Below are 22,701 nucleotides of genomic sequence, written 5' to 3'. Positions count from 1 at the left end.
GGGTGCGCATCGGTGGAGAACCGGCTCCGGCACCGCGGCTGTGCAGGACCGCGCGGCTCAGGCCTCGCTCTCGACCGCGACGACGAGTGACAGCGGCAGCGTCCGCTCCACGTCGACGGCGGTGTCCCGACCGCGCACCCGACCGGCGGCGACCGACGTCGGCACGATCGACATCGGCCGTTCCGACCCGTCCGGCATGCGGACCGTCAGCCGGATCGGCGTCTTCCCGCGGACCGCCAGGTCGATCTGCCGTCCGAGCCACTCCTGCTCCGGCTCCGCGTCCCCGCGCTCCGTCGTCAGGCGGAGTCGTTCCACGAGCGCGTGCGCGGCCTGCTCCGGTGTGCGCCCGGAGCCACGGCGACGGCCGGGAGGCGCGTCCTGCGTCACCGGACGGGCCGCAGCCGTCAGCACGGCCGGGTACCGCTGCTCCTCGAGCGCCGCGTGGACCACGTGCGGCGGGTGCGGGGCGGTCAGGGTCGTCAGGTCGACGCGCTCCCAGGTCAGCTGCCGCAGCTCGGCGTCGACCCCGACCAGGTCGAGCTGGTCGGGCGTCCCGTGCACGACCGTTCCGCGGCCGTCCGGCGCGACGTCGACCACGAGCCCGCCGTCGCGGGAGGCCACCTGGTCGACCAGGTAGCGCAGCGGCTGCGGCACGTCGGTCGCCGAGAGCCGCTCGAGCAGTGCGAGCAGGTCGTCCCGCGTCGTCCCCGCTCGGAGGGCGCGGCGCACGGAGTCCTCGGAGACGCGGTACCGCGCGGCCAACCCCGGTGCCTCGAGGTCGGCCACGGTGCGGAGCGCGTCGTCGTCCGCCGGGGACAGCGGCCCGGGGGCGATCACCGTCAGGTCGTGCTGCAGGTAGACGCCGTCGACGGTCGGCGGCAGGTCCCCCGCAGCGGCGGCGACGTCACCGCCGAGGACCGCGCGACCCGTCGGGGTCACCGTGCCGTCGACCGCGAGCCCGAGGACCTCGGCGGTGCCGACGACGTCGAGCAGCACGGCGTCGAGCCACCGTGCCCCCGCCGGGAACGCCCACCGCCCGACCGCGACCAGGTCGTGCAGGTCGTCGCCGGCCGTCCGGAGCACGTCGTGCACGGCGGGGTCGAGCGAGCGCCACCACCGCCCGGCGAGGCCGACCCAGCGGTCCGACCACGCGGACACGAGCCAGGCGCGTCCGTCGGACGTCACGGTCCAGCGGCCGTCGCCGGGGTCGGCGAACCCGCAGCGGTCGAGCAGTGCGAGCCGGTCGGGCACGACGTCCGGGTCCGCGCCGACGCGCTCGCCGAGGGTCCGGGCGAGCGGCGTGCCGATGCCGCCCTTGACGAGTTCGCGCACCTCGCCGGCGTCGACCGCCCGGAGCAGCTCGGCGAGCACCGTCATCGTCGTGAACGCGCGCTCGGCGCCGGTCGCCCGGGCGCGGTCCTGGTCGGCCGCCTGCTCGTCGCGAGCGGCGGGGCGGGCCGGGGGCGTGCCTCCCGGCCGGAGGTCGGCGAGCTCCGGGTGGGCGGCCAGCCGTGCGGCGACCGCGTCGTCGACGGCGCCGGAGTCGCCGGCCAGGCCCAGCGCGACCGCGGGGGCGAGCGCGTCGGCGTCGGTCGACCCGTCGCGGAGCGCGAGCAGCGTGGCCCGCGGCAGGTGCTCGAGTGCTGCGTCGACCGCGTCGTCGGTCCGGAGGGCCTCGGCGAGGTCGAAGAAGTCGGCTGCGTGCTGCGGGCCGGACTCGGCGAGGACCGACGCGGGCAGGCGACGGGCGACGACGAGCCGTTCCAGGTCGTCGTCCGGCATCGCCCGCAGGCGGGCGGCGAGGTCGGCGGTGGTCGTCATCGTCCGCCGCTCCCGGTCCTCAGCGTGCCGACCGGTTCTCGCGGGCGCGCTTGGTCCAGGTGAGGCCGAGCAGCACGAAGACGAGCACCATGCCGATGGGCAGCCCGACCAGCGGGATCGCCATGACCACCGGCCAGGGCATGGAGCCCTGCGCGCTCGGGACGGTGAGCCACATCACGATCATCGCGGCGATGCAGAGGAAGGCGGCGATGAAGATGCCGCCGATCATGAACCCGAGGACGCGTTCGGTACGATTGAACGTCACCGGGGTGTCCGCGGGTTCACGCGTGTGCCCGGTGGATCGGGTCGGCTTGGCCATCGACCCAGGATATCCGACGCACCACGGCCGTTCCAGACCACGAGGAGTCCAGCATGCCCACCGGCAAGGTCAAGTTCTACGACGACCAGAAGGGGTTCGGGTTCATCACCGGCGACGACGGTGAGCCGGTCTTCCTGCACGCGTCCTCGCTGCCGGACGGTGTCACCTCGGTCAAGGCCGGGACCCGCCTGGAGTACGGCGTCGTCCAGGGCAAGAAGGGCTCGCAGGCGCTGTCCGTGCGACTGCTCGAGCCCGCGCCCTCGCTCGCGAAGATGTCCCGCCGCTCCGCCGACGACATGGCGGTGATCGTCGAGGACCTCGTGAAGGAGCTCGACCGGATCAGCGGTGACCTGCGCCACGGTCGCTACCCGAAGAACGGCGAGCGCATCGCCGCGATCCTGCGCCACGTCGCAGACCAGCTGGACGCCTGATGGTCGACCACACCGAGCTCGCGCGGAAGGCGCTGCTCGAGGTCACGCCGGAGTCGACGATCGGTCAGCCGGTCGGCACCGTGGACGAGGGCGACGGCGTCGTCTCGGTCCTCTTCTCGAACCGGATGCCGGGCTACCCGGGCTGGCGCTGGACGGTCTCGGTCGCGCAGGTCGAGGGTGACGAGCCCACCGTGCTCGAGGTTGAGCTGATGCCGGGCGACGGCTCGCTGGTCGCGCCGGACTGGGTGCCGTGGGCCGACCGGATGGCGGAGTACCGCGCCGGCCAGGCGGACGAGGACGACGAGTCGGACGAGGACGACGACGACCTCGACGACGCCGAGGAAGCGGACTACGAGGACCCGGACGACGACGAGGCCGACGACGACGCGGCGGACGACGACGACGAGTTCGAGGACGACGAGGACGACCTCGCCGAGTCCGACGACGACGAGCTCGACGGGGTGGACGTCGACGCGGCGGACACCGACGACGACGCCGACGAAGCCGACGAGGACGAGGACGAGGTCGCCGAGGTGCCCGCTCCGGCGCGCTCCCGCGGCTCGCGTCGACGGGCGTCCCGCGTCCGGCCGACCGACCCCGACGACGACCTCGAGCTCGACCGGCTCGACCCGTCCGAGACGGACCCGGAGCGACACGGGGCCTGACCGGACGCGCAGACGACGCAGACGCAGACGACGCAGATCACGCGACGCACGGACGGACGGGAGGCGCGGTGCCAGCTGGCACCGCGCCTCCCGTCCGTCGTGGCGGTGCGTCTCAGCCGCGCAGCTCGCCGACGACGAAGTCGATCGCCCGCACGAGCTTCGCGACGTCGTCCGGGTCGATCGCGGTGAAGGTCGCGACGCGGAGCTGGTTGCGGCCGAGCTTCCGGTACGGCTCGGTGTCGACGATGCCGTTCGCACGGAGCGTCGCGGCCACGGCCCCGGCGTCGATCGCGTCGTCGAGGTCGATCGTCGCGACGACCTGCGACCGGTGCGCGGGGTCGGTGACGAACGGGGTGGCGTACTCGGAGGCCTCGGCCCAGTCGTAGATCGTCGACGACGAGGTCCGCGTCCGCGTGTCCGCCCACGCCAGACCGCCCGACTCGTTGATCCAGCTGACCTGGTCGTCGAGCAGCAGCAGGGTCGCGAGCGCCGGGGTGTTCAGCGTCTGGTCGAGGCGGGAGTTGTCCACGGCGTTCTTCAGGGACAGGAACTCCGGGACGTACCGGTCCGACGCGGCGATGCGCTCGACGCGCTCGATCGCGGCGGGGGAGAAGAGCGCGAGCCACAGGCCGCCGTCCGAGGCGAAGTTCTTCTGCGGCGCGAAGTAGTAGACGTCGGTGGCCGAGACGTCGAACGCGGCACCGCCCGCGGCGCTCGTGGCGTCGACGACGGTGAGCGCACCCTCGTCACCGGCGGCGCGGACGACCGGGGCCATGACACCCGTCGAGGTCTCGTTGTGCGGGTAGGCGTAGACGTCGACACCCTCGACCGGCTCGAGCGCGGCGAGGGAGCCACCGGGAGCCTCGACGACGTGCGGGGCCTCGAGCCACGGGGTGTTCGTGGCCTTGGCGAACTTCGAGCCGAACTCGCCGAAGGACAGGTTCTCCGCACGGCGCTCGACGAGCCCGAACGCGGCGGCGTCCCAGAACGCGGTCGAGCCGCCGTTGCCGAGGACGACCTCGTAGCCGTCGGGGAGCTGGAAGAGGTCCGCGAGGCCGCGGCGGACGCTGCCGACGAGGTCCTTGACGGGCTTCTGGCGGTGGGACGTGCCGAGGATCGTCGCCCCGCGGGTCACGAGCGACTCGAGCTGGGCGCCGCGGATCTTGGACGGACCGCAGCCGAAGCGTCCGTCGGTCGGGAGGAGTTCGGCGGGGATGACGATGTCTGCCATGTGCCGATCCTAGCCAGCGGTATCCCACCCGCACCGACCGTGCACCGGCCGGACGGGGCGGACTCGGGCCGCGCCTCCAGGCCGCCGAACGCGCCCCGCGGTGCGGTTTCGTCACACCCCTCAAGTAGGGTGGATCGGGCTGGGCCCAGACATGAGAGGCGGACCGTGACCGATCTCGTCGACACCACGGAGATGTACCTGCGGACGATCCTCGACCTCGAGGAAGAGGGGATCGTGCCGCTGCGCGCGCGCATCTCCGAGCGGCTCGGGCACTCCGGTCCCACCGTCTCGCAGACCATCGCGCGGATGGAGCGTGACGGCCTGGTCGTCGTCTCCGGCGACCGCCACCTCGAGCTCACCGGCGAGGGGCGCTCGCGGGCCACGCACGTGATGCGCAAGCACCGGTTGGCCGAGCGCCTGCTCGCCGACGTCATCGGCCTCGACTGGGCGTTCGTGCACGACGAGGCCTGCCGGTGGGAGCACGTGATGAGCGAGCAGGTCGAGGTGCGCCTGCTCGAGATGCTCGGCAACCCGACGGAGTCGCCCTACGGCAACCCGATCCCGGGCCTCGCCGAGATCGGCGGCCCGGCGGCGGAGCAGTTCCTCGACGGCGTGCAGAACATCGTCGCGGCGACCGACGGCACGGACGCCGTCGCGTCCGGTGTCGTCCGGCGGCTTGGGGAGCCCGTGCAGTTCGAGCCCGAGCTGCTGCACCAGCTGCGCACCGCCGGGGTCATGCCCGGCCGGGTCGCGCGGGTCCAGCGGGCCGGCGCCTACGTCGCCGTGCGGATCGACGGCGAGGACGCCGGCATCGAGCTCCCGACCGAGGTCGCGCAGCACGTCTACATCGAGCGCGACTGATGCTCCGGAGCGCGTCTCGAGCCTGAGAATCGGCACAAGGTCACGGGTGGTGACCGCCGCTGATCAGGGGTTCGTGATCGTTCCGTTACCGAACCGTCGTTTCATCTCGACAAGGTAACGACCCCCACGTACACTCGTCGAGTCCCCGGGCCGCCCACGAGGCCCAGGACCCGTGGCAGGACGTCTCGAACCCGTCTCCTGCCTCGATCGGAGACGATGACGAACGGATGGGGTCCGCCCCTCCGCCCTGACCCAGGCGGAGACGGTGACGAGACGCCGGAGACACCACCCTTGACGCAGACCGGTACCGCCGCGGACGGCCAGACGCCCGCGAACCCGACGAACACCGCGAACGACGCCCCGCTCACCCGGCGGGCCGTGCGCCAGTCCGAAGCCCCCGCCCGTCGCGTCACCCCCGTCCGGGACGCCCCGCTCCCCGGTGGTCGCCGTGCCGCCCAGGCCGCCCGCGCCGCCGAGGCCGCCAAGACGAGCAGCTCGGCCCGCAAGCGCCGCTTCCTGGCCCCCGTCGTGCTGACCGTCGCCGTCGGCATGTTCGGGACGGTCGCGGTCGCCCCGGCCGTCGCCGCCACGCAGCAGGGCGGTCCCTCCGCCGCCGACGCGCAGCGCCAGGTGCGCGCGACCCAGGCGCAGCAGTTCTCGGTCTCCGACGCGGTCGCACTCGCCGGGACCTCGCGTGACGGCTTCGGTGCCACCTCGCAGTCCACGCTCGACGCCGAGGCAGCGCAGAAGGCCGCCGCCGAGCAGGCTGCTGCCGCGCAGGCGCAGGCCGCGGCGACCCGGGCGGCGCGTGCGCAGACCGCGAAGCAGTACTCGTCCTACAGCGGCCCGTCCGCGAACGAGATCGCGACGACCGCGGCCGCCGCGAACACCCCGTTCTCGCTGCCGGCCGTCGTCGCCACCGCCAAGCAGTACATCGGCACCCCGTACGTCTTCGGCGGCGCCGACCCGTCCGGCTTCGACTGCTCGGGCTACATCATGTACGTGTACGCGCAGTACGGCATCAGCCTGGCGCACTCGGTCCCGCTGCAGGACGCCGCGGGCACCACGATCCCCGAGTCCCAGGCGCAGCCCGGCGACGTCGTCATCTTCAACGACGGCTCGCACGACGGCTTCTACATGGGCAACGGCATGATCATGGACGCGCCGAAGCCCGGCGGTTCCGTCTCGATCCGCCCGATCTGGACGAGCAGCTACCACATCGTGCGCTTCGGGATCTGATCCCGCACAGCCGCGCAGCGGTGACGACGAGTGTGTCGTTCCCGTGAACACTCCCGGAAACCGGTCCGCACACCCTCGTGTCGGGCCGGTTTCCGACGTAGCCTGGGGCTGCACCGGTCCGATCCGGCCCGAACACGGGAGACCTCATGTCAGCGTTCCGCACGACCCGCACCACGGGTCGGCGCGCGCTCGTGGACATACGGTCGACCGCCCCCTGCGTGCACCATCACGCACCTGCATGACGAGAGCACTGCCCATCCGGGTGGTGCTCTTCGTGGTTCAGGGCGTGGTCGCAGGTCGCGGTCCCCTGTCGACGTCGATCGACCCGACGCACCCGCAGCGCCTGGAAGCCGTCCAGGCACCGTCGGAAGGGAACCCATGCGCACTCTCGTCCTCAACGCCGGTTACGAGCCCCTCGCGGTGATCTCGGACCGACGGGCCCTCGTGCTGGTCATGAACCAGAAGGCCGCCGTCATCGCCGCCGACATCGACCACCCGGTCACCGGGTCGACCGCGAGCTTCGATCGTCCGTCCGTCATCATCCTCACCCGCTACGTGCGCATCCCGCACGCGAGACTCGTGCCCGTCTCGCGCCGCGGTGTCCTGCGGCGCGACGCCAACCGCTGCGCGTACTGCGACCGGCACGCCACGACGATCGACCACGTGCAGCCACGGTCGCGCGGGGGCCAGGACTCGTGGGAGAACCTCGTCGCGTGCTGCCTGGCGTGCAACAACACGAAGGGCGACCGCACCCCGCAGGAGATGGGGTGGCGGCTGCGGTTCCGGCCGAAGGCGCCGCACGGTGCGTCCTGGGTGGTCCGCGGGATCGAGCGTCCGCAGTCGGAGTGGGACGAGTACCTGGTGGCCGCGTAGCGGCGACCGTCGCCGCTGACGGACGGGAGGCGCGGGGCGGGGCCGCCACGCGCCTCCCGTCCGTGCCCTGGCCGCTGGCGTGTGCGTGCGTCCGTCGACCGTTTCGCGCGAGGGAGACCGATCCGCTCGTAGGGTGTCGTTCCTTCGGGCCCCCGATGCGCGGATCGTCCTCTCATCGCAAGCGTGATGGGACGGAACGTGCGGGCGTAGCGTGCGGGCCATGAGCGAGACGCCCGTGATCGACCACGCCACGATCGAGGACCTCCGGGCCCGGCTCCGCGCCACGCGGTGGCCTGACGTGCCCGTCGGCACCGGGTGGTCGCTCGGCGTCGACGTCGACGAACTCCGACCGCTGGTCGAGTACTGGGCGGACGGGTTCGACTTCGGTGCGCACCGGGAGCAGCTCGCCGCGCTGCCCTCCGAGTGGCACGACGTCGACGGCGTCCGGGTGCACGTGCTGCGCGCACAGGCCGGACAACCGGATGCGCTCCCGCTGTTGCTCGCGCACGGCTGGCCGGACTCCGGGTGGCGCTACCGCAAGGTCCTGCCGATGCTCGTCGCGGCCGGGTTCGACGTCGTCGTGCCGGACATGCCCGGGTACGGGTTCTCGGCAGCGCCGCCGGGGGTGCTCGACGCCCGCGACGTCGCCGGCATGTGGGCGACGCTGATGACGGATCTCGGGTACGAGCGCTTCGCGGCGTCCGGTGGGGACATCGGCACGCACGTCGTCCGGTACCTCGCGCTCGACCACCCCGACCGGGTCGTCGCCGTGCACCGGATCGACGGCGGGTTGGCCTGGCCGGGGATCGACACCACGTCCCTGTCGTCGGCCGAACGGGCCTTCGTGCAGGAGACCGACCGGTGGCGCACCGCCGAGGGCGCCTACGCGATGATGCACCGCACCAAGCCGCAGACCGCGGCCGTCGGACTGACCGACTCGCCCGCAGGGCTCGCCGCGTGGATCGTCGAGAAGCTCCGGTCGTGGAGCGACTGCGACGGGGACGTGTGGTCGGTGTACACGCGGGACGAGGTCCTCGCGCTGCTGACCGAGTACTGGGCCACGGCGACGATCGGGTCCTCGATGCGGATGTACCACGCGAACGCCGCGATCCCCGCCGAGCAGTTGAGCCGACGGGTGGAGGTGCCGTCGGGGTTCTCCGTGTTCCCCGGTGACATCGTCCGGGCGCCGCGGGAGTGGCTCGAGCGGACGACGAACCTCGTGTACCACCACGAGCTCGACCGGGGCGGGCACTTCGCGCCGTTCGAGCAGCCGCGGCTGTTCGTGGACGAGGTCTGCGCGTTCCTGGAGCCCTACCGCCGCTAGAGTGGACGGGCCAGCCTCTGTAGCTCAACGGAAGAGCAGTTCCGTCCTAAGGAAACGGTTGGGGGTTCGAGTCCCTCCAGGGGCACCAGTAGTCCTGATGAGGGTTCGAGTCCCTGCAGTGCTGATCCAGGGGCACCAGGAGTCGTGATGAGGGTTCGAGTCCCTGCAGTGCTGATCCAGGGGCACCAGGAGTCGTGATGAGGGTTCGAGTCCCTGCAGTGCTGATCCAGGGGCACCAGGAGTCGTGATGAGGGTTCGAGTCCCTGCAGCGCTGATCCAGGGGCACCAGGAGTCGTGATGAGGGTTCGAGTCCCTGCAGCGCTGATCCAGGGGCACTCCTCACCCGCGATCTGTCGCCGGGTTCTCCACAACCGTCGCGCTGGACGGTAGCCGGCCTCGTGCGCCCCGTACGATTGACCCCGTGTCCAAGGTCCTGAGCAGTCTCCCCGTCGGCGAACGAGTCGGCATCGCGTTCTCCGGAGGTCTCGACACCTCCTGCGCGGTCGCCTGGATGCGCGAGAAGGGAGCGGTGCCCTGCACGTACACGGCCGACATCGGCCAGTACGACGAGCCGGACATCGACGCCGTCCCGGGTCGGGCGAAGGAGTACGGCGCCGGGATCGCGCGCATCGTCGACGCGAAGAGCGCCCTGGTGGAAGAGGGCCTCGTCGCCCTGCAGACCGGCGCCTTCCACATCCGCTCCGGCGGCAAGACGTACTTCAACACGACCCCCCTCGGCCGCGCGGTCACGGGCACCATGCTCGTCCGCGCCATGAAGGAGGACGGCGTCGACATCTGGGGCGACGGCTCCACCTACAAGGGCAACGACATCGAGCGGTTCTACCGCTACGGCCTGATGGCCAACCCGCGCCTGCGTGTCTACAAGCCCTGGCTCGACACCGAGTTCGTCGAGGAGCTCGGCGGCCGCAAGGAGATGAGCGAGTGGCTCGTCGCCCGGGGCTTCCCGTACCGCGACTCCACCGAGAAGGCGTACTCGACCGACGCGAACATCTGGGGTGCGACGCACGAGGCGAAGAGCCTCGAAGAGCTCTCGAGCGGCCTGGACATCGTCGAGCCGATCATGGGCGTCGCCGCCTGGCGTGACGACGTCGAGGTCGCCACCGAAGAGGTCTCCGTCCGCTTCGAGGCCGGCCGTCCGGTTGCGATCAACGGCGTCGAGTACGCCGACGCCGTCGCGCTCGTGTACGAGGCGAACGCCATCGGTGGCCGTCACGGCCTCGGCGCGTCCGACCAGATCGAGAACCGCATCATCGAGGCGAAGAGCCGCGGCATCTACGAGGCGCCGGGCATGGCGCTGCTCCACATCGCCTACGAGCGCCTGCTCAACGCGATCCACAACGAGGACACGGTCGCGGCGTACCACAATGAGGGTCGCCGTCTCGGCCGCCTGATGTACGAGGGCCGCTGGCTCGACCCGCAGTCGCTCATGCTCCGCGAGTCGCTGCAGCGCTGGGTCGCCTCGGCGATCACCGGCGAGGTCACGCTGCGCCTGCGCCGTGGCGACGACTACACGATCCTCGACACGACGGGTCCGGCGCTGTCCTACCACCCGGACAAGCTGTCGATGGAGCGCGTCGGCGACGCCGCGTTCGGCCCGGACGACCGCATCGGGCAGCTCACGATGCGGAACCTCGACATCGCCGACTCGCGCTCGCGGCTCGAGCAGTACGCGGCCGCCGGACTCATCGGGGGCGCGACGGGCGAGCTCGTCGGGCAGCTGCAGTCGGGTGAGGCCGAGGAGATCCTCGGCGGGGCGGTCGTCGCCTCCGCGGCCGACGACGCGCTCGGCCGTGCGACGGACGCCGCGTCCGAGGGCGCCGCGTTCGACTCCGGCACCGACTGACGCGCACCGCGCCGACACGAACGGGAGCCCCTGCCACGCGCGGGGGCTCCCGTTCGTCGTACCGGTGGGCGCTGGACATCGGTGTCGGGCGCACCGCCCGACGTCGCGCGCGTCGATCGACAGGTGCGACGTCGTCCTGTGCGCACGCATTGATTGCGTCCGCACGGTGCGACATCGCGCGCGTCGATCGACACGTGCGACGTCGCGGCAGGCGTGCCGACGGAGCCCGCCGCGCCGATCGACACGTGCGACGTCGCGGCAGGCGTGCCGACGGAGCCCGCCGCGCCGACGGAGCGCGCCGGTGGACCTGCCGGCCCGGCTGCCGACGCGCCCGCATGACGGACGGGAGGCGCGGTGCCAGCCGGCACCGCGCCTCCCGTCCGTCCCGTGGGTGCGTCTACCGCCGCTCGGCGGTCTCCGGACGCTTCTGCCGCCACGGCTCCGCCGGCCGGTCCGGGCCGCCCCAGACCTGCACGGCACCCCACGCGGCCGCCAGGAGCGGCACCGAGATGATCGCGCCGGTGATGCCGGCGAGCACCGTGCCCGCCGTCAGGCCGATCAGGATGACCAGACCGTGCAGCTTCAGCGTCTTGCCCATCAGCACCGGCTGGAGCAGGTTGCCCTCGAGCTGGTTCACGAGCACCACGATGCCGACGACGATGAGCGCGGCGACGGGCCCGTTCGCGACGAGGGCGACGAGCGCGGCGAGGATGCCCGCGGCGGTGGCACCGACGATCGGGATGAACGCGGTGATGAACACGACGACGGCGAGGGGGAGTGCCAGCGGGACGCCGACGATCGCCAGGCCGACGCCGATGCCGATCGCGTCCACCGCTGCGACGCTCGCCGTGCCGCGTACGTACCCGCCGAGGGTCTGGACGACGCGGTCTCCGACGCGACGAGCGCGGTCGTAGCGGGCGCCCGTGAAGGGACGGAGGAGGAACTCCCAGATCGCCGGCCCGTCCTTGAGGAAGAAGAACAGCACCACGATCATCAGGACGAGCCCGGTCAGGAAGTTCGCCGTGGCCGATGCGCCGGCCAGGGCGCCGGAGCCGAACTGCGAGCTCGTCAGGAAGCCCTGCACCCCGTCGACGACCTGGTCGACCTGCTGGTCGGAGATCGAGAACGGGAGGTGGTCGACGGTGTCCTGCAGCTGCTGGAACCCGCTGATCGCGGACTTCTGCAGGTCGGGCCACTGGGCGATCACGGCGACGACGATGAGCCACCCGACCAGGCCGAGGACCACGAGGACACCGAGCAGCACCGCGAGGGTCGCGAGCACCGAGGGCACCCTGTGCCGGCGGAGCCACGAGACGACCGGGTGCATGGCAGAGGCGATGATCAGGGCGAGGAGCACCGGGATCGTCACGACGCTCAAGGTCGCGGCGGCGTACACGATGCCGCTCGCGATCACGAGCACGATGATCACCTGCAGGCACCGGGTGGCGAGGCTCCCGAACCCGTCGGTCCACTTGCGGGTGAGCGGACCGGGCTGTCGGTCGGGGTCGGTGTGCGGGCTGCCGAACAGGGGCATGGGGCTCCTCGAGGGTGGTGCGGAGCCTCCACGCTACCGACGCAGCCGACCCGCGGCCGGTGACGTCCGGGGACGCCGCTAAGCGCATCGCCCTGGACGCGCTCCGCACCCGCTTCTACGCTGGGCTCACCGGGTTCACTCACAGGGTCCCGTCGTCACGATGCCCTCGCGGTCCGCGAGGTCTGGCACAGCGGGACGGCCCGGTCGGATCCGGGGTGAGCAACACCTCGATGAAGGGCTGGTCCTCATGACCGCCACGTACCCGTGCCCCGCGCACCGCGACTTCTCGGCGGGTCACACCCGCACCGCCGCCTCCACCTTCGCCGCCACGACCCTGCAGGTGCTCTCGTGACGCCCCGCCCCACCGAGGACTGGCACCGTCACGGCATGCGTTCACCGGAGGAGGTCGCTGAGTTGATCGCAGATCGTGTCGGCGGCACCTCGGACGCCGCCGTGCCCACGGGGCCGGAGCACGACGAGCCCTCGTACGCGGACTTCCTCGGCGACCAGCTCTGACGACGGCGGCCCCCGGACGGGGGCTCGCGCACTCGGCTCCCGGCACGGATGATCCTCGGCAAGGGCTCCGTGCCCCCGTCCCGTCTCACCAGCGGGACCCTGGATCAGGAGGACCCGACGTGCACGACCACGACACCCACCCGTTCGACCGCCACATCGGCCCGCCGCACATCGAGCGCTTCCGGCTCACCCGGACCGACGAGACGCTGCGCGTGGTCTGCACGTGCGCGATCGGCACCGACCACGACAACACCATCCGGCACCCCGCAGCTCCGACGGTCGCCTGAGTCGGACGGGTGAACGCGAGCCGGGTGCTCCCGGTGAATCCGGACGGGTGCGTGCGAGCAGCGGGATACTGAAGCCGTGCGTGAACTCCAAGCCACCATCGCCGCGGACCTCGACGTCCAGCCGACCATCGACCCCGAGCAGGAGGTCGCCCGACGCGTCGGGTTCCTCCGCGACTACCTGACCACCACCGGCGCGAAGGGCTACGTCCTCGCCGTCAGCGGTGGACAGGACTCGACGCTCGCGGGTCGACTCACCCAGCTCGCCGTCGAGTCCCTCCGTGCCGAGGGACGCGAGGCCGAGTTCGTCACCGTCCGCATGCCCTACCGGGTGCAGGCCGACGAGGAGGACGCGCAGCTCGCGCTGCGGTTCATCGCGGCCGACCCGGGCATCGTCGTCAACATCGAGCACGGTGTCGACGGCGTGGTCCAGGACACGACCGAGGCAGGCGTGCCGCTGAGCGACTTCGTCAAGGGCAACGTCAAGGCCCGCACCCGGATGGTCGCGCAGTACGCCGTCGCGGGTCAGCGCGGCCTGCTCGTGGTCGGCACCGACCACGCGGCCGAGGCCGTGACGGGCTTCTTCACGAAGTACGGCGACGGAGGCGTGGACCTCACCCCCTTGACCGGGCTCACCAAGACCCAGGGCCGCCAGCTCCTCGAGCACCTCGGAGCGCCGGCGCGGCTGTACGAGAAGGCTCCGACCGCCGACCTGCTCGACGACCTGCCCGGACAGACCGACGAGGCGAACCTCGGACTGACCTACGCCGAGATCGACGCGTACCTGCAGGGGCACGACGTGCCGGACGAGGTCGCCGAGGCGATCGAGACGCGCTACCGCGCGACCGAGCACAAGCGCCGCGTCCCCACCACTCCCTTCGACAGCTGGTGGCAGCAGGGCGCGTAGGCGCGTCCGCACACGATCCGGCCGGGAGGCGCGGTGCAGGTCCGCCCTGCACCGCGCCTCCCGTCTCGTCTGCGGCAGGAGCGCGCGGTCGCTCCGTTCTCCACAGCCCCGGTCGACGGGCTGCGTCCGCGACGCCGCCGCTCCTAGGATGGTGGCAACGGAACAACAGGTGCGGAATCCCGGTCGCGACCGACCGTGACGGGTCCGCTGGGGGGAATCATGGAAGTCCTGCTCGCGCTCGGTGCCGTCCCGCTGGTCATCGCGGGGATCATCGTCCTCGCCGTGGTCGCGCTCGTGTACGCCAAGCTCGTCTACCGGAACGCCGGTGCCGACGAAGCGCTGATCATCACCGGCAAGCGCTCGCGCAAGGTGCGGAACCCCGACGGCACCGAGACCGTCGAGTCCGGCATCAAGGTCGTGCTCGGCGCCGGCGTGCTCGTCCGTCCGTTCTTCGAGCGGGTGGCGAAGATCTCGCTGTCGTCGCGGGCCATCGACATCAACGTGAACGCGCAGGACTCCCGTGGCGTCACGATCGACGTCGAGGCGGTGGCGCTCGTCAAGGTGGGCGAGGCCGACGCCTCCATCCGTGCCGCGGCGCAGCGCTTCCTCGGCCAGGAGAAGAAGATCGACGACTTCGCCCGCGAGGTCCTGTCCGGGTCCCTCCGCGCCTCGATCGGTGCGACGGACGTGTCGACCATCATCCGCAACCGCGACCAGCTGACCGTCGCGGTGCTCGACGTCGCGAAGGACGCCCTGCACAGCCAGGGCCTCGACGTGGACTCCTTCGAGATCAAGGGCATCTCGGACCGCAACGACTACATCAGCGACCTCGGTCGCGCCGAGCGCGCCCGCGTCCGGCTCGAGGCCGAGAACGCCGAGGCGCAGGCCGACCGCGAGGCGCGCGAGGCCCGGGCGACCGCGGACCAGGCGATCGCCGAGGCCGAGAACACCCTGGCCATCCGTCGTGCAGCGCTGCAGCTCGACGCCGACCGTGCATCGGCCGAGGCGGCTGCGGCGGGTCCGCTCGCCCAGGCGCGGGCGTCGCAGGGCGTGGTCGAGCAGGAACAGATCACCGCGCAGAAGCGCGCCGAGCTCCGCCGCGCCGAGCTCGAGTCCGAGGTCACGGCGGTGGCCGAGGCGAACGCCCGGAAGACCCGCGTCGAGGCCGAGGCCGCTGCGGCGGCCCAGGTCGAGACGGCCCGTGCCCAGGCCGAGGCCCGCCGCATCTCGGCCGAGGCGGTCGCGGCCGAGGCGCAGGCCGAGTCCGAGGCCCGCAAGCTCGCCGCCGACGCCTCGCGTGCCGAGGGCGAGGCGGCCGCCGACGCCATCCGCGCGAAGGGTCAGGCCGAGGCCGACGCGACCAAGGCGCAGGCCGACGCTCTCGCGCAGCACTCCGAGGCGGTGCTGCGGGTCAAGGCGATCGAGACCCTGCCGAGCATCGCCCGCGAGCTCGCCGCCCCGATGAGCAACATCGACAAGCTCACCGTGGTGTCCTCGGACGGTGCCGGTGCCCTGTCGAAGAACGTGGTGAGCCAGTTCAGCGAGGTCGACGCGCTGCTCGGGACCACCGCCGGCTTCACGCTGAGCGACATCGTCAGGAGCACGACGACCGGCCAGGCCGCTGCCCGGGCGGTCGCACGCGAACAGGACGCCGCACCGGTCGACTGACGCCGAGGGTTCGTGCGGGCGGGCGCGCTCGGGGTCAGCCCCGGTCGCGCCCGTCGTCGTCGTGGTGTCGCTGCTGGGTGCCGGCGTCCTCGCGGACGTCGCCGCGGGTGTCGTCGCAACGCCCGTCGTCGGGCGACTCCTGCGGCTGCCCCTGCAGCGCATCCCGCTCGGCGGCCAGGCGCTGCTGCCACACGACACTGCGCGCCGCGCCCTCGAGCACGTCCTCGACGTTCCCGCCGGTCTTGGCCGCGAGCGCTCCGCTCAGTCCGGCCGTGAGCGTCCCGCCAGCTGATGCGAGTCGCTCGACGACCTCCTCCTGCCGGGGCGTCAAGGGCTCGTCGACCATGCTGTCCACGGTCTCGCGGATGTTCTCCTCGCTGGCGTCGAGCGAGGCGTCGTCCCCGGCGTGCAGGGCGGCGGCCTCGCCGACGACGACGAGTCCGAGCCGTGCGGCGTCGTCCTCGGGACGGGGGCGTTCGTTCTCGTCGGTCATAGCGGGGACGCTACGCCCCGGGCGATGTGCGGCCGTCAGCCCGCTGTCCCCCCCCCCACCCCTCGCCGCCCTGCCTCATCCGTGCTCGGACGCGGCGTGCCGTGCTCGTGGCCGTGGCCGTGGCCGTGCCCGTCGTCGCGATGGAGGACGACGAAGGACCCCGGACCGTTTGACGGTCCGGGGTCCTTCGTCCAGCGTGCCCGACGCCCCCACGTCGGTCAGCGGTGCGCGCAGCCGATCAGCGGCGCGCACCCCGACCAGCGAAGCGCGTGTAGAGGAACAGCACGATGACGGCACCGATGATCGAGCCGATGATGCCGGCGGGCTGGAAGAAGCCGTCCATCGGGTCGTGCTGGAAGATCAGGAAGCCGAGGAAGCCACCGACGAACGATCCGATGATGCCGAGCACGATCGTCATGAGGATCGACATCTGCTGCTTGCCGGGGATGATGAGCCGGGCGAGGGCGCCGGCGATGAGGCCGATGATGATGAGGCTGATGATGAGACCGAGCACGGGGTCCTCCTTGGGTCAGACTCGCCGCGGTCCGGGGGTGTCCGCGGTCGTGGTCGGCCCCGATTGAACTCCGGTTGTCCCCAGCATGTTCACAGCCTGCGCGGAGTTACAGGCCCGGGTGGCGGTCAGACCGCGCCGGTGGCCTCGAGTTCGGCCTGCAGCTCGGCGTCCGAGGGCTCCACGAAGTGCTTGCCGTTCGGCAGCACCACGACGGGGATGTTCTTCCGACCGCTGATCGCCTCGGCACGGTCGGCTGCGGACAGGTCGGCCTCGACGTCCACGTAGTCGTAGTCGACGCCGAGCCGGTCGAGGAGCGCCTTCGACCGTCGGCAGTCGCGGCACCAGTCCGCGCCGAACATGGTCACCTTGTCGAACGTCGCATCAGTCATGTCCGTACAGTACGTCGGACGGCGGCCGGACATTCCCGCGACCGACTCCCGCGCAGGGGAGCACGATGGCGCCATGACCGCGATGACGGACGGCGCCGTCCACCCGCACCACCGCCACGGCTGGTGGTGGAAGACCCTGCTCGCCGGCTTCGTGCTGTGGGCAGCCACCATCGTCGTCACCGTCGTGACGAGCAACACGAACCTCGTGCCGACGATCATCCTGCTCGGCAGCTTCCTCGTCCCGTTCACCGTCGTGCTCTTCGTCATCGAACGGGTGACGGGCACCGTGAGCACGATGCAGCTCGTCACGGCGTTCTTCGTCGGCGGGATTCTCGGCGTGCTCGGCGCGTCCCTGCTCGAGGCCGACCTGCGCCAGGACGCCTTCGTCTTCGTGCTCGTCGGATTCGTCGAGGAGTTCGTCAAGGCCGTCCTGCTCCTCGTCGTCGGGTGGCGGGTCCGGCCGAAGTCCGCGCGGCAGGGAGCCCTGCTCGGTGCGACCGTCGGCGCGGGGTTCGCCGCCTTCGAGTCCGCGGGCTACGCCTTCAACGCGGCGATCACCCAGCGCGGCATCGACCTGTACTCCCTGCTGCAGACCGAGGTGATCCGTGCTGTCCTGTCCCCGGTCGGACACGTGCTCTGGACGGCGATCATCGGCGCGGTGCTGTTCGGTGCGGCCCGGGGCGGCGCCCGGTTCCGCTGGTCGTGGTGGATCCCCGGCGCCTACGTCGTCGCGGCGGTGCTGCACGGGCTGTGGGACAGCAACGGGACCCTCTCGACGCTGCTCGCGTTCGTCCTCACCGGGACGCCGCTCTCCGCCGCGGCCGCGGGGGCGGTCCCGCCGGGTCTCGCCGGCGTCGCGACGACCCTGTACGTGGTGGGCCTGGCCGTCGTGACCGCGATCGGCGTGGTCGTGCTCGTGGCGGTGCTCCTGCACCACCGACGGGTGGAGCGGGCACGAGGTCTCGACGACCGTGACGCTGCCGTACCGGTGTGGACGACGACCCCGCCGCCGCACGCGCTCTGACCGCACCGGCTCTCACCGCACCTGCTCCGACCGCACCTGCTCCAACCGCGCGCGACAGACGCCCGCGCGCGACTCCCGGCACACCCGGCTCCCCGTACGACACCGGCCGGACTCCCGCGCCCCCTACGATGGCCCCATGCCGCAGCGACCCGACCCCGAGCGGGCCGCCTGGGCCTCCGCCGCGGTCCGCCGCTTCGCCGCGGCGACGAACCTGCTCGTCGCGGGGCGCGCGGTCCGTGTGCTCGGCGGCGACCCCCGCGACGCCGCTGCGCTCGTCGCGCTGCTCACCGGGCTCGGTGCACGCGAAGCCGCGGACGTCGGAGCGACCGACCAGCTCTGGTGCCTCGGCGACCCGGACGAGTCGACGGCCGCCGTCGAACGCGAGGCCGACCGCCCGCGCGGCGCCACCCTCGTCGTCGTGGACGCCGGCCGGTACGCGCCCGCGGTCGACGAGGACGCCTTCGGCCCGGTCGCCCCGGCCCGACCCGGGGTGCTCGCGGTCCCGACGCTGTCGGACGACGTCTTCCTCGTCTCCACGGGACGGGAACCCGAGGACGACCCGGCCGCCGAGGCACGCATCCGCTGGGCCCGCCGGCACATGCCGGTCGCCCGCACGGTCGCCGCGGAACTCCGCGACGGCGGCCTGCTCCGCGGCACCAGGGTCGGCGTCGCGATGGTGCTCGAGCCGAAGACCGCCGTGCTCAGCCTGCTCCTGCGAGACGCGGGCGCCGAGGTCGTCGTGTACGCCCACGCCGACGAGACCGACGACGCGGTCGCCGAGGTGCTCCGCGGCGCCGGTCTGCCGGTCCACGCGGACAGCACCGCGTCGCTCGCCGAGCAGCACCGTCTGGCCCTCGCGATGCTCGACACCCGCCCGCACGTGCTCCTCGACGACGGCTCGCACCTGATCCGCCTCGCGCACCAGGAGCGGCCCGACCTGCTCCCGACGATGCTCGGCGCGGCGGAGGAGACGACGAGCGGCCTCCGCCCCGTGCGCGTCATGGCCGAGCGCGGCGCGCTCGGCATCCCCGTTGTCGCCGTGAACGACGCCCGCGCCAAGACCTGCTTCGACAACCGCTTCGGTACCGGCCAGTCGACGGTGTTCGCGACCCTCGACCTGGTCGACGCGCTCCCGTCGGGCGGGCACCGTGTCCGGTCTGGAGGCACCGCCGTCGTCGCCGGGTTCGGTCCCGTCGGCGAGGGGGTCGCCCAGGTCCTCGTCGCGCTCGGTCTCCGGGTCACCGTCGCCGAGGTCGACCCGGTCCGCGCCCTGCAGGCGCGCTTCGCCGGGCACGCGGTCGCGCCGCTCGTCGACGCGGTCCGCGACGCCGACCTCGTGGTGAGCGCCTCCGGGGTCGCGGACACCGTGGACCACGTGGTGCTGCGGGCCTGCGCCGCCGGAGCGGTGGTGTCCGTCGCCGGAGGCGTCGACGACGAGGTCGCCCTGATCGCGGCGACCGACGCCGGCGCGGTCCGGACGACCGAGGCGCAGCACGTGGAGCGCCTGACGTGGCCGGACGGCCACCACGTGCTCGTGCTCGCCGGGGGCAGCGGGGTGAACACGAGCGCCGCCGAGGGCAACCCGGTCGAGATCATGGACCTGTCCTTCGCGGTGCAGCTCGGCGCCCTGCGGATGCTGCTCGAACACGGGGACGAGCTCCCGCGCACCGTCGTGCCGGTCGACCCGGCGGTGGACGAGGCGACCGCCCGGGTGGCGCTCGCCGCCTGGGGGAGCCGGGTCGCGCCTCTCCCCACCGGCACGGCCGGTCTGCCGCTGGCGCGTCAGCCCGGAACCGGCGGCGTGGGCCCCGTCCGGATCGCGGAGCAGCCCGCCGACCGCGAGCCGGACGTCCGGACGCACCGCTTCGGGACGCCCCGGTGACGGCCCCGTCCGTCGTCGTGCACTCGGCGCGCGTCGTCGTCCCGATGACGGCGCCGCCGATCGCCGACGGGGCGGTCGCGGTGCAGGACGGACGGATCCTGCACGTCGGTGACCGGTCCTGGGTCGTCGACCAGCTCGGCGCAGCCGGGCGCACGTGGACCGAACGCCGGTGGCGGGGTGCGCTCCTGCCGGGCCTCGTCAACGCGCACACGCACCTGCAGTACACCGGCATGTCCGGTGTCGGCCAGCGGCAGTACAGCGGTTTCGAGGACTGGGCGGCCGCCTTCAACGTGGACTACGCGCTCCCGCACGACTGGCGGGCCGAGGCGTCCGCAGGCGCGGTCGCGTCGATCGCGGCGGGTGTCACGAGCATCGCCGACGTGGTGACCGACATCGAGGCGGCGGACGTCCTGGAGCGGCACGGTCTCGGCGGCATCGCGTACTGGGAGGTCATGGACTGGGAGAACGCGGCGTGGGAGTCCCACGGGCGCACCCAGGTCCTCGACGAGCTCGCACGCATCCCGACCACGCCGGGAGCCGGGCTGTCGCCGCACGCGCCGTACTCCCTCGACGTCGCGCCGCTGCTCGAGCTCCCCGACATCGTCCGCCAGCGGGGCCTCCGACTGCACCTGCACCTGGGTGAGGCGGCGTTCGAGGGGGAGCGGGTCGCGCTCGGACCGGTCCCGGGGCTCGAGGGCGTCGACGGTGTCGGGCACACCGCGGACTGGCACCTGGCGAACGTGCCGTCCTTCCGGGCCATGCGCGCGCTCGGGTTCGGTGCCAGCGCCACGGCGTTCGTCGACCGCCTGGGCGTGCTCGGGCCCGACTGCCACATCGCCCACGGCGTGTACGTGACCGCGTCCGACCGGGCGCTGCTGCGGGCACGTGGCACCGCGGTCGCGCTCTGCCCGCGGTCCAACGCCGTGATCGGCCTCGACCCGCCGCCCGTCGCGGACTACCTGCGCGAGGGCAGCCCGATCGCGATCGGCACGGACTCGCTGTCGTCGTCGCCGTCCCTCGACCCGATGGCGGATGTGACGGCGCTCCACCGCATCGCCCGGGCGCAGGGGTACGCGCACCGCGACCTGCACGAACGGCTGCTCGCAGCGGCGACCCTCGGCGGCGCCCACGCCATGGGGCTGGCGGTCGGACCCGACCGGACCGGGCACCTCGCCGTCGGGGCGCGCGCCGACCTCGCCGTGTTCGACGTCGACGCCCGGACCGTGCCCGACGCGCTCGCCGAACTCGTGGAGGACGGGGCCGGCCGTGCCGTCGCGACCGTGGTCCGGGGCGTCGTGCGAGCCACCGACGGCGTCGTGCACCCGACCGTCCCCGATGCCCGCTCCGCATCCGCGCCGGAGCGCGAGCCCGCTGCCGGCCGGGTCGTCGCGCCCGCGCCCGTCCCCGACCCCGCCCGTCCCCAGGAGGAACGATGACCGACACCGCACCCCGCCCCGGCATGGTCGCCCGCCGCACGGTCGGCGGCGAGCTGATCGAGTGGCTCGACGTCCCGCAGCGTGCCGCCGCCCTCAGCATGGACCCCCACCCGGAGGGGGGTTGGTACGTCCGCACGTGGACCTCGCCGTCGACCGTCGAGATCCCGGCCGGCGAGCGCCCCGCCGCGACCCTGATCCACTTCCTGCTGCCCCCCGGCGAGGCCTCGGCCTGGCACCGCGTGACGAGCGACGAGATCTGGATGTGGCACGGGCCGGACACCGTCGTGCTCGAGCTCGGTGGGTCGGGTGACCGCCCGGAGCCCGGAGACCGGATCACCCTCGGCCCGGACGCCGGACGGCACCGGCTGCACGACGCCCAGGCCTTCGTCCGCGGCGGCGTCTGGCAGCGCACCCTGCCCGCAGACGGCGAGGTGCTCCTCAGCTGCATGGTCTCGCCGGGCTTCTCGTTCGACGACTTCACGATGGCGTAGCGACCGGCGTCGCGGGCGGTCATCCGCATCGCGCTGGTATCCCAGTGACCGGTACACTGCGTCCTGCCCCCGCTCCACCCGTCCTGTCCCGCTGACGAAGGCCCTCCCGTGACCCGTACCCGCCGTCTCTCCCTCGCCGTCGCCACCGCCGCGGTCGCCGCCCTCGCGCTCGCCGCCTGCTCCGCCGGCGGCAGCAGCACCGGGAGCGACGGCACCGTCACCGACGGCAAGCTCACGATCGCGACCGGCCAGCCGGCGTACTCGCCCTGGGTCGAGGACGACGACCCGCAGTCCGGCAAGGGCTTCGAGTCCGCCGTGGCGTACGCCGTCGCGAAGGAGATGGGCTACGCGAAGGGCGACGTCGTCTGGAAGCGCAGCACCTTCGACAGCGCCATCGCCCCCGGCGCGAAGGACTGGGACCTCAACGTCCAGCAGTTCTCGATCGACGCGAAGCGCAAGAAGGCCGTCGACATGTCCACGCCGTACTACACGACGACCCAGGCCGTCGTGACGACGTCGGGGTCGAAGGCCGCGAAGGACACCACGGTCGCCGCGCTGAAGGGCGACACCATCGGCGTCGCCGCCGGCTCGACGAGCATCACCTCGGTGAAGGACGTGCTCGGCGTCACCCCGCAGGTCTTCAACTCGAACGACGACGCGGTGCTGGCGCTGAAGTCGGGTCAGATCGACGCCATCGTCACCGACCTGCCGACGGCTTTCTACATGGCCGCCGCGCAGCTCGACGACGGCAGGGTGTCCGCGCAGTTCCCCGAGGACGGCTCCGGCGACCAGTTCGGCTTCGTGCTGCCGAAGGGCTCCGCGCTGACGAGCAAGGTCGACGAGGCGCTCGCGAAGCTCGAGCAGGACGGCACGCTCGCCGCCCTGCAGACGAAGTGGCTCTCCTCGGCGACGAACACCCCCGTCCTGGAGTAGCC

At 72.7% G+C, this 22,701-nt stretch carries 23 protein-coding genes and 1 tRNA gene; 17 read left to right on the top strand and 7 right to left on the bottom strand.

Annotated elements, in window-relative coordinates:
* Nucleotides 1–57: 57 nt before the first annotated feature.
* Both QUG98_RS14565 and QUG98_RS14560 read right to left on the bottom strand, forming a co-directional pair.
* A complete protein-coding gene (locus tag QUG98_RS14565) occupies nt 58–1,821 on the bottom strand; it encodes a helicase-associated domain-containing protein (RefSeq protein WP_289471244.1) in 1,764 nt (587 codons plus the stop codon).
* A gap of 19 nt (nt 1,822–1,840) precedes the next feature.
* Nucleotides 1,841–2,140 (bottom strand): hypothetical protein, encoded by a 300-nt coding sequence (locus QUG98_RS14560; protein ID WP_137768277.1) that lies wholly within the window; start codon nt 2,138–2,140, stop codon nt 1,841–1,843.
* Nucleotides 2,141–2,193: 53 nt separating this feature from the next.
* On the opposite strand from QUG98_RS14560, the gene QUG98_RS14555 reads away from it, so the two are divergent.
* Both QUG98_RS14555 and QUG98_RS14550 read left to right on the top strand, forming a co-directional pair.
* On the top strand, nt 2,194–2,571 hold the full coding sequence (locus QUG98_RS14555) for a cold-shock protein (protein ID WP_058729979.1): 378 nt from the start codon (nt 2,194–2,196) through the stop codon (nt 2,569–2,571).
* Nucleotides 2,571–3,236 (top strand): DUF3027 domain-containing protein, encoded by a 666-nt coding sequence (locus tag QUG98_RS14550; protein WP_289471243.1) that lies wholly within the window; start codon nt 2,571–2,573, stop codon nt 3,234–3,236. Before QUG98_RS14555 ends, QUG98_RS14550 begins: the two co-directional genes overlap by 1 nt.
* A 112-nt stretch (nt 3,237–3,348) precedes the next feature.
* Here QUG98_RS14550 and serC read toward each other — a convergent pair whose 3' ends face one another.
* Complete coding sequence (gene serC / locus QUG98_RS14545) at nt 3,349–4,467, bottom strand: phosphoserine transaminase (RefSeq protein WP_289471242.1); 1,119 nt, start codon at nt 4,465–4,467, stop codon at nt 3,349–3,351.
* A gap of 165 nt (nt 4,468–4,632) precedes the next feature.
* Between serC and QUG98_RS14540 the strand changes: the two genes are divergently transcribed.
* The 6 genes from QUG98_RS14540 (at nt 4,633) to argG (ending at nt 10,628) form a co-directional block, all read left to right on the top strand.
* Nucleotides 4,633–5,328 (top strand): iron-dependent transcriptional repressor DtxR, encoded by a 696-nt coding sequence (locus tag QUG98_RS14540; RefSeq protein WP_137768274.1) that lies wholly within the window; start codon nt 4,633–4,635, stop codon nt 5,326–5,328.
* Between the two features lie 291 nt (nt 5,329–5,619).
* The gene (locus QUG98_RS14535) at nt 5,620–6,567 is read left to right on the top strand and encodes a C40 family peptidase (protein WP_289471241.1); all 948 of its coding nucleotides are present in this window, start codon (nt 5,620–5,622) and stop codon (nt 6,565–6,567) included.
* Nucleotides 6,568–6,945: 378 nt separating this feature from the next.
* Complete coding sequence (locus tag QUG98_RS14530; RefSeq protein ID WP_058729644.1) at nt 6,946–7,440, top strand: HNH endonuclease; 495 nt, start codon at nt 6,946–6,948, stop codon at nt 7,438–7,440.
* A 220-nt stretch (nt 7,441–7,660) separates the two neighbouring features.
* Nucleotides 7,661–8,764, top strand: coding sequence for an epoxide hydrolase family protein (locus QUG98_RS14525; protein WP_289471240.1), 1,104 nt, complete (start codon nt 7,661–7,663; stop codon nt 8,762–8,764).
* 13 nt (nt 8,765–8,777) lie between these two features.
* Nucleotides 8,778–8,852: transfer RNA gene (locus QUG98_RS14520), tRNA-Arg, on the top strand.
* Between the two features lie 333 nt (nt 8,853–9,185).
* A complete protein-coding gene (argG, locus tag QUG98_RS14515) occupies nt 9,186–10,628 on the top strand; it encodes an argininosuccinate synthase (protein WP_289471239.1) in 1,443 nt (480 codons plus the stop codon).
* 397 nt (nt 10,629–11,025) lie between these two features.
* Here argG and QUG98_RS14510 read toward each other — a convergent pair whose 3' ends face one another.
* Nucleotides 11,026–12,162 (bottom strand): AI-2E family transporter, encoded by a 1,137-nt coding sequence (locus tag QUG98_RS14510; protein WP_289471238.1) that lies wholly within the window; start codon nt 12,160–12,162, stop codon nt 11,026–11,028.
* Between the two features lie 387 nt (nt 12,163–12,549).
* On the opposite strand from QUG98_RS14510, the gene QUG98_RS14505 reads away from it, so the two are divergent.
* The 4 genes from QUG98_RS14505 (at nt 12,550) to QUG98_RS14490 (ending at nt 15,537) form a co-directional block, all read left to right on the top strand.
* Nucleotides 12,550–12,678, top strand: a complete 129-nt coding sequence (locus tag QUG98_RS14505) for a hypothetical protein (RefSeq protein ID WP_289471237.1) — start codon at nt 12,550–12,552, stop codon at nt 12,676–12,678.
* 119 nt (nt 12,679–12,797) lie between these two features.
* On the top strand, nt 12,798–12,965 hold the full coding sequence (locus tag QUG98_RS14500; RefSeq protein WP_161968445.1) for a hypothetical protein: 168 nt from the start codon (nt 12,798–12,800) through the stop codon (nt 12,963–12,965).
* A gap of 76 nt (nt 12,966–13,041) precedes the next feature.
* Entirely contained in the window at nt 13,042–13,869 is an 828-nt protein-coding gene (nadE, locus tag QUG98_RS14495) for an NAD(+) synthase (RefSeq protein WP_289471236.1), read from the top strand.
* Between the two features lie 219 nt (nt 13,870–14,088).
* Nucleotides 14,089–15,537 (top strand): SPFH domain-containing protein, encoded by a 1,449-nt coding sequence (locus QUG98_RS14490; protein WP_289471235.1) that lies wholly within the window; start codon nt 14,089–14,091, stop codon nt 15,535–15,537.
* Between the two features lie 34 nt (nt 15,538–15,571).
* On the opposite strand, the gene QUG98_RS14485 is transcribed toward QUG98_RS14490, so the two are convergent.
* The 3 genes from QUG98_RS14485 to QUG98_RS14475 form a co-directional block, all read right to left on the bottom strand.
* Nucleotides 15,572–16,030, bottom strand: a complete 459-nt coding sequence (locus tag QUG98_RS14485; protein ID WP_289471234.1) for a hypothetical protein — start codon at nt 16,028–16,030, stop codon at nt 15,572–15,574.
* A gap of 238 nt (nt 16,031–16,268) precedes the next feature.
* Complete coding sequence (locus QUG98_RS14480) at nt 16,269–16,544, bottom strand: GlsB/YeaQ/YmgE family stress response membrane protein (protein WP_058730098.1); 276 nt, start codon at nt 16,542–16,544, stop codon at nt 16,269–16,271.
* A 125-nt stretch (nt 16,545–16,669) separates the two neighbouring features.
* Nucleotides 16,670–16,933, bottom strand: a complete 264-nt coding sequence (locus QUG98_RS14475; protein WP_058749273.1) for a glutaredoxin family protein — start codon at nt 16,931–16,933, stop codon at nt 16,670–16,672.
* Nucleotides 16,934–17,006: 73 nt separating this feature from the next.
* Between QUG98_RS14475 and QUG98_RS14470 the strand changes: the two genes are divergently transcribed.
* The 5 genes from QUG98_RS14470 (at nt 17,007) to QUG98_RS14450 (ending at nt 22,699) form a co-directional block, all read left to right on the top strand.
* On the top strand, nt 17,007–17,957 hold the full coding sequence (locus QUG98_RS14470; protein ID WP_289471233.1) for a PrsW family intramembrane metalloprotease: 951 nt from the start codon (nt 17,007–17,009) through the stop codon (nt 17,955–17,957).
* A 136-nt stretch (nt 17,958–18,093) separates the two neighbouring features.
* Complete coding sequence (locus tag QUG98_RS14465) at nt 18,094–19,839, top strand: adenosylhomocysteinase (protein ID WP_289471232.1); 1,746 nt, start codon at nt 18,094–18,096, stop codon at nt 19,837–19,839.
* A complete protein-coding gene (locus tag QUG98_RS14460; RefSeq protein WP_353067857.1) occupies nt 19,836–21,275 on the top strand; it encodes an amidohydrolase family protein in 1,440 nt (479 codons plus the stop codon). The genes QUG98_RS14465 and QUG98_RS14460 overlap by 4 nt, the downstream gene beginning before the upstream one ends.
* Nucleotides 21,272–21,766, top strand: a complete 495-nt coding sequence (locus tag QUG98_RS14455; RefSeq protein WP_289471231.1) for a cupin domain-containing protein — start codon at nt 21,272–21,274, stop codon at nt 21,764–21,766. Before QUG98_RS14460 ends, QUG98_RS14455 begins: the two co-directional genes overlap by 4 nt.
* A 108-nt stretch (nt 21,767–21,874) precedes the next feature.
* Nucleotides 21,875–22,699: an ABC transporter substrate-binding protein gene (locus tag QUG98_RS14450; RefSeq protein WP_289471230.1), complete on the top strand. Its 825-nt coding sequence runs from the start codon at nt 21,875–21,877 to the stop codon at nt 22,697–22,699.
* Nucleotides 22,700–22,701: the final 2 nt, after the last annotated feature.

Source organism: Curtobacterium subtropicum (genome assembly GCF_030362975.1).
Lineage (GTDB): Bacteria > Actinomycetota > Actinomycetes > Actinomycetales > Microbacteriaceae > Curtobacterium > Curtobacterium subtropicum.
The sequence above is the reverse complement of the archived record's forward strand: the minus strand, read 5'-3'. Positions and strand labels throughout refer to the sequence as shown.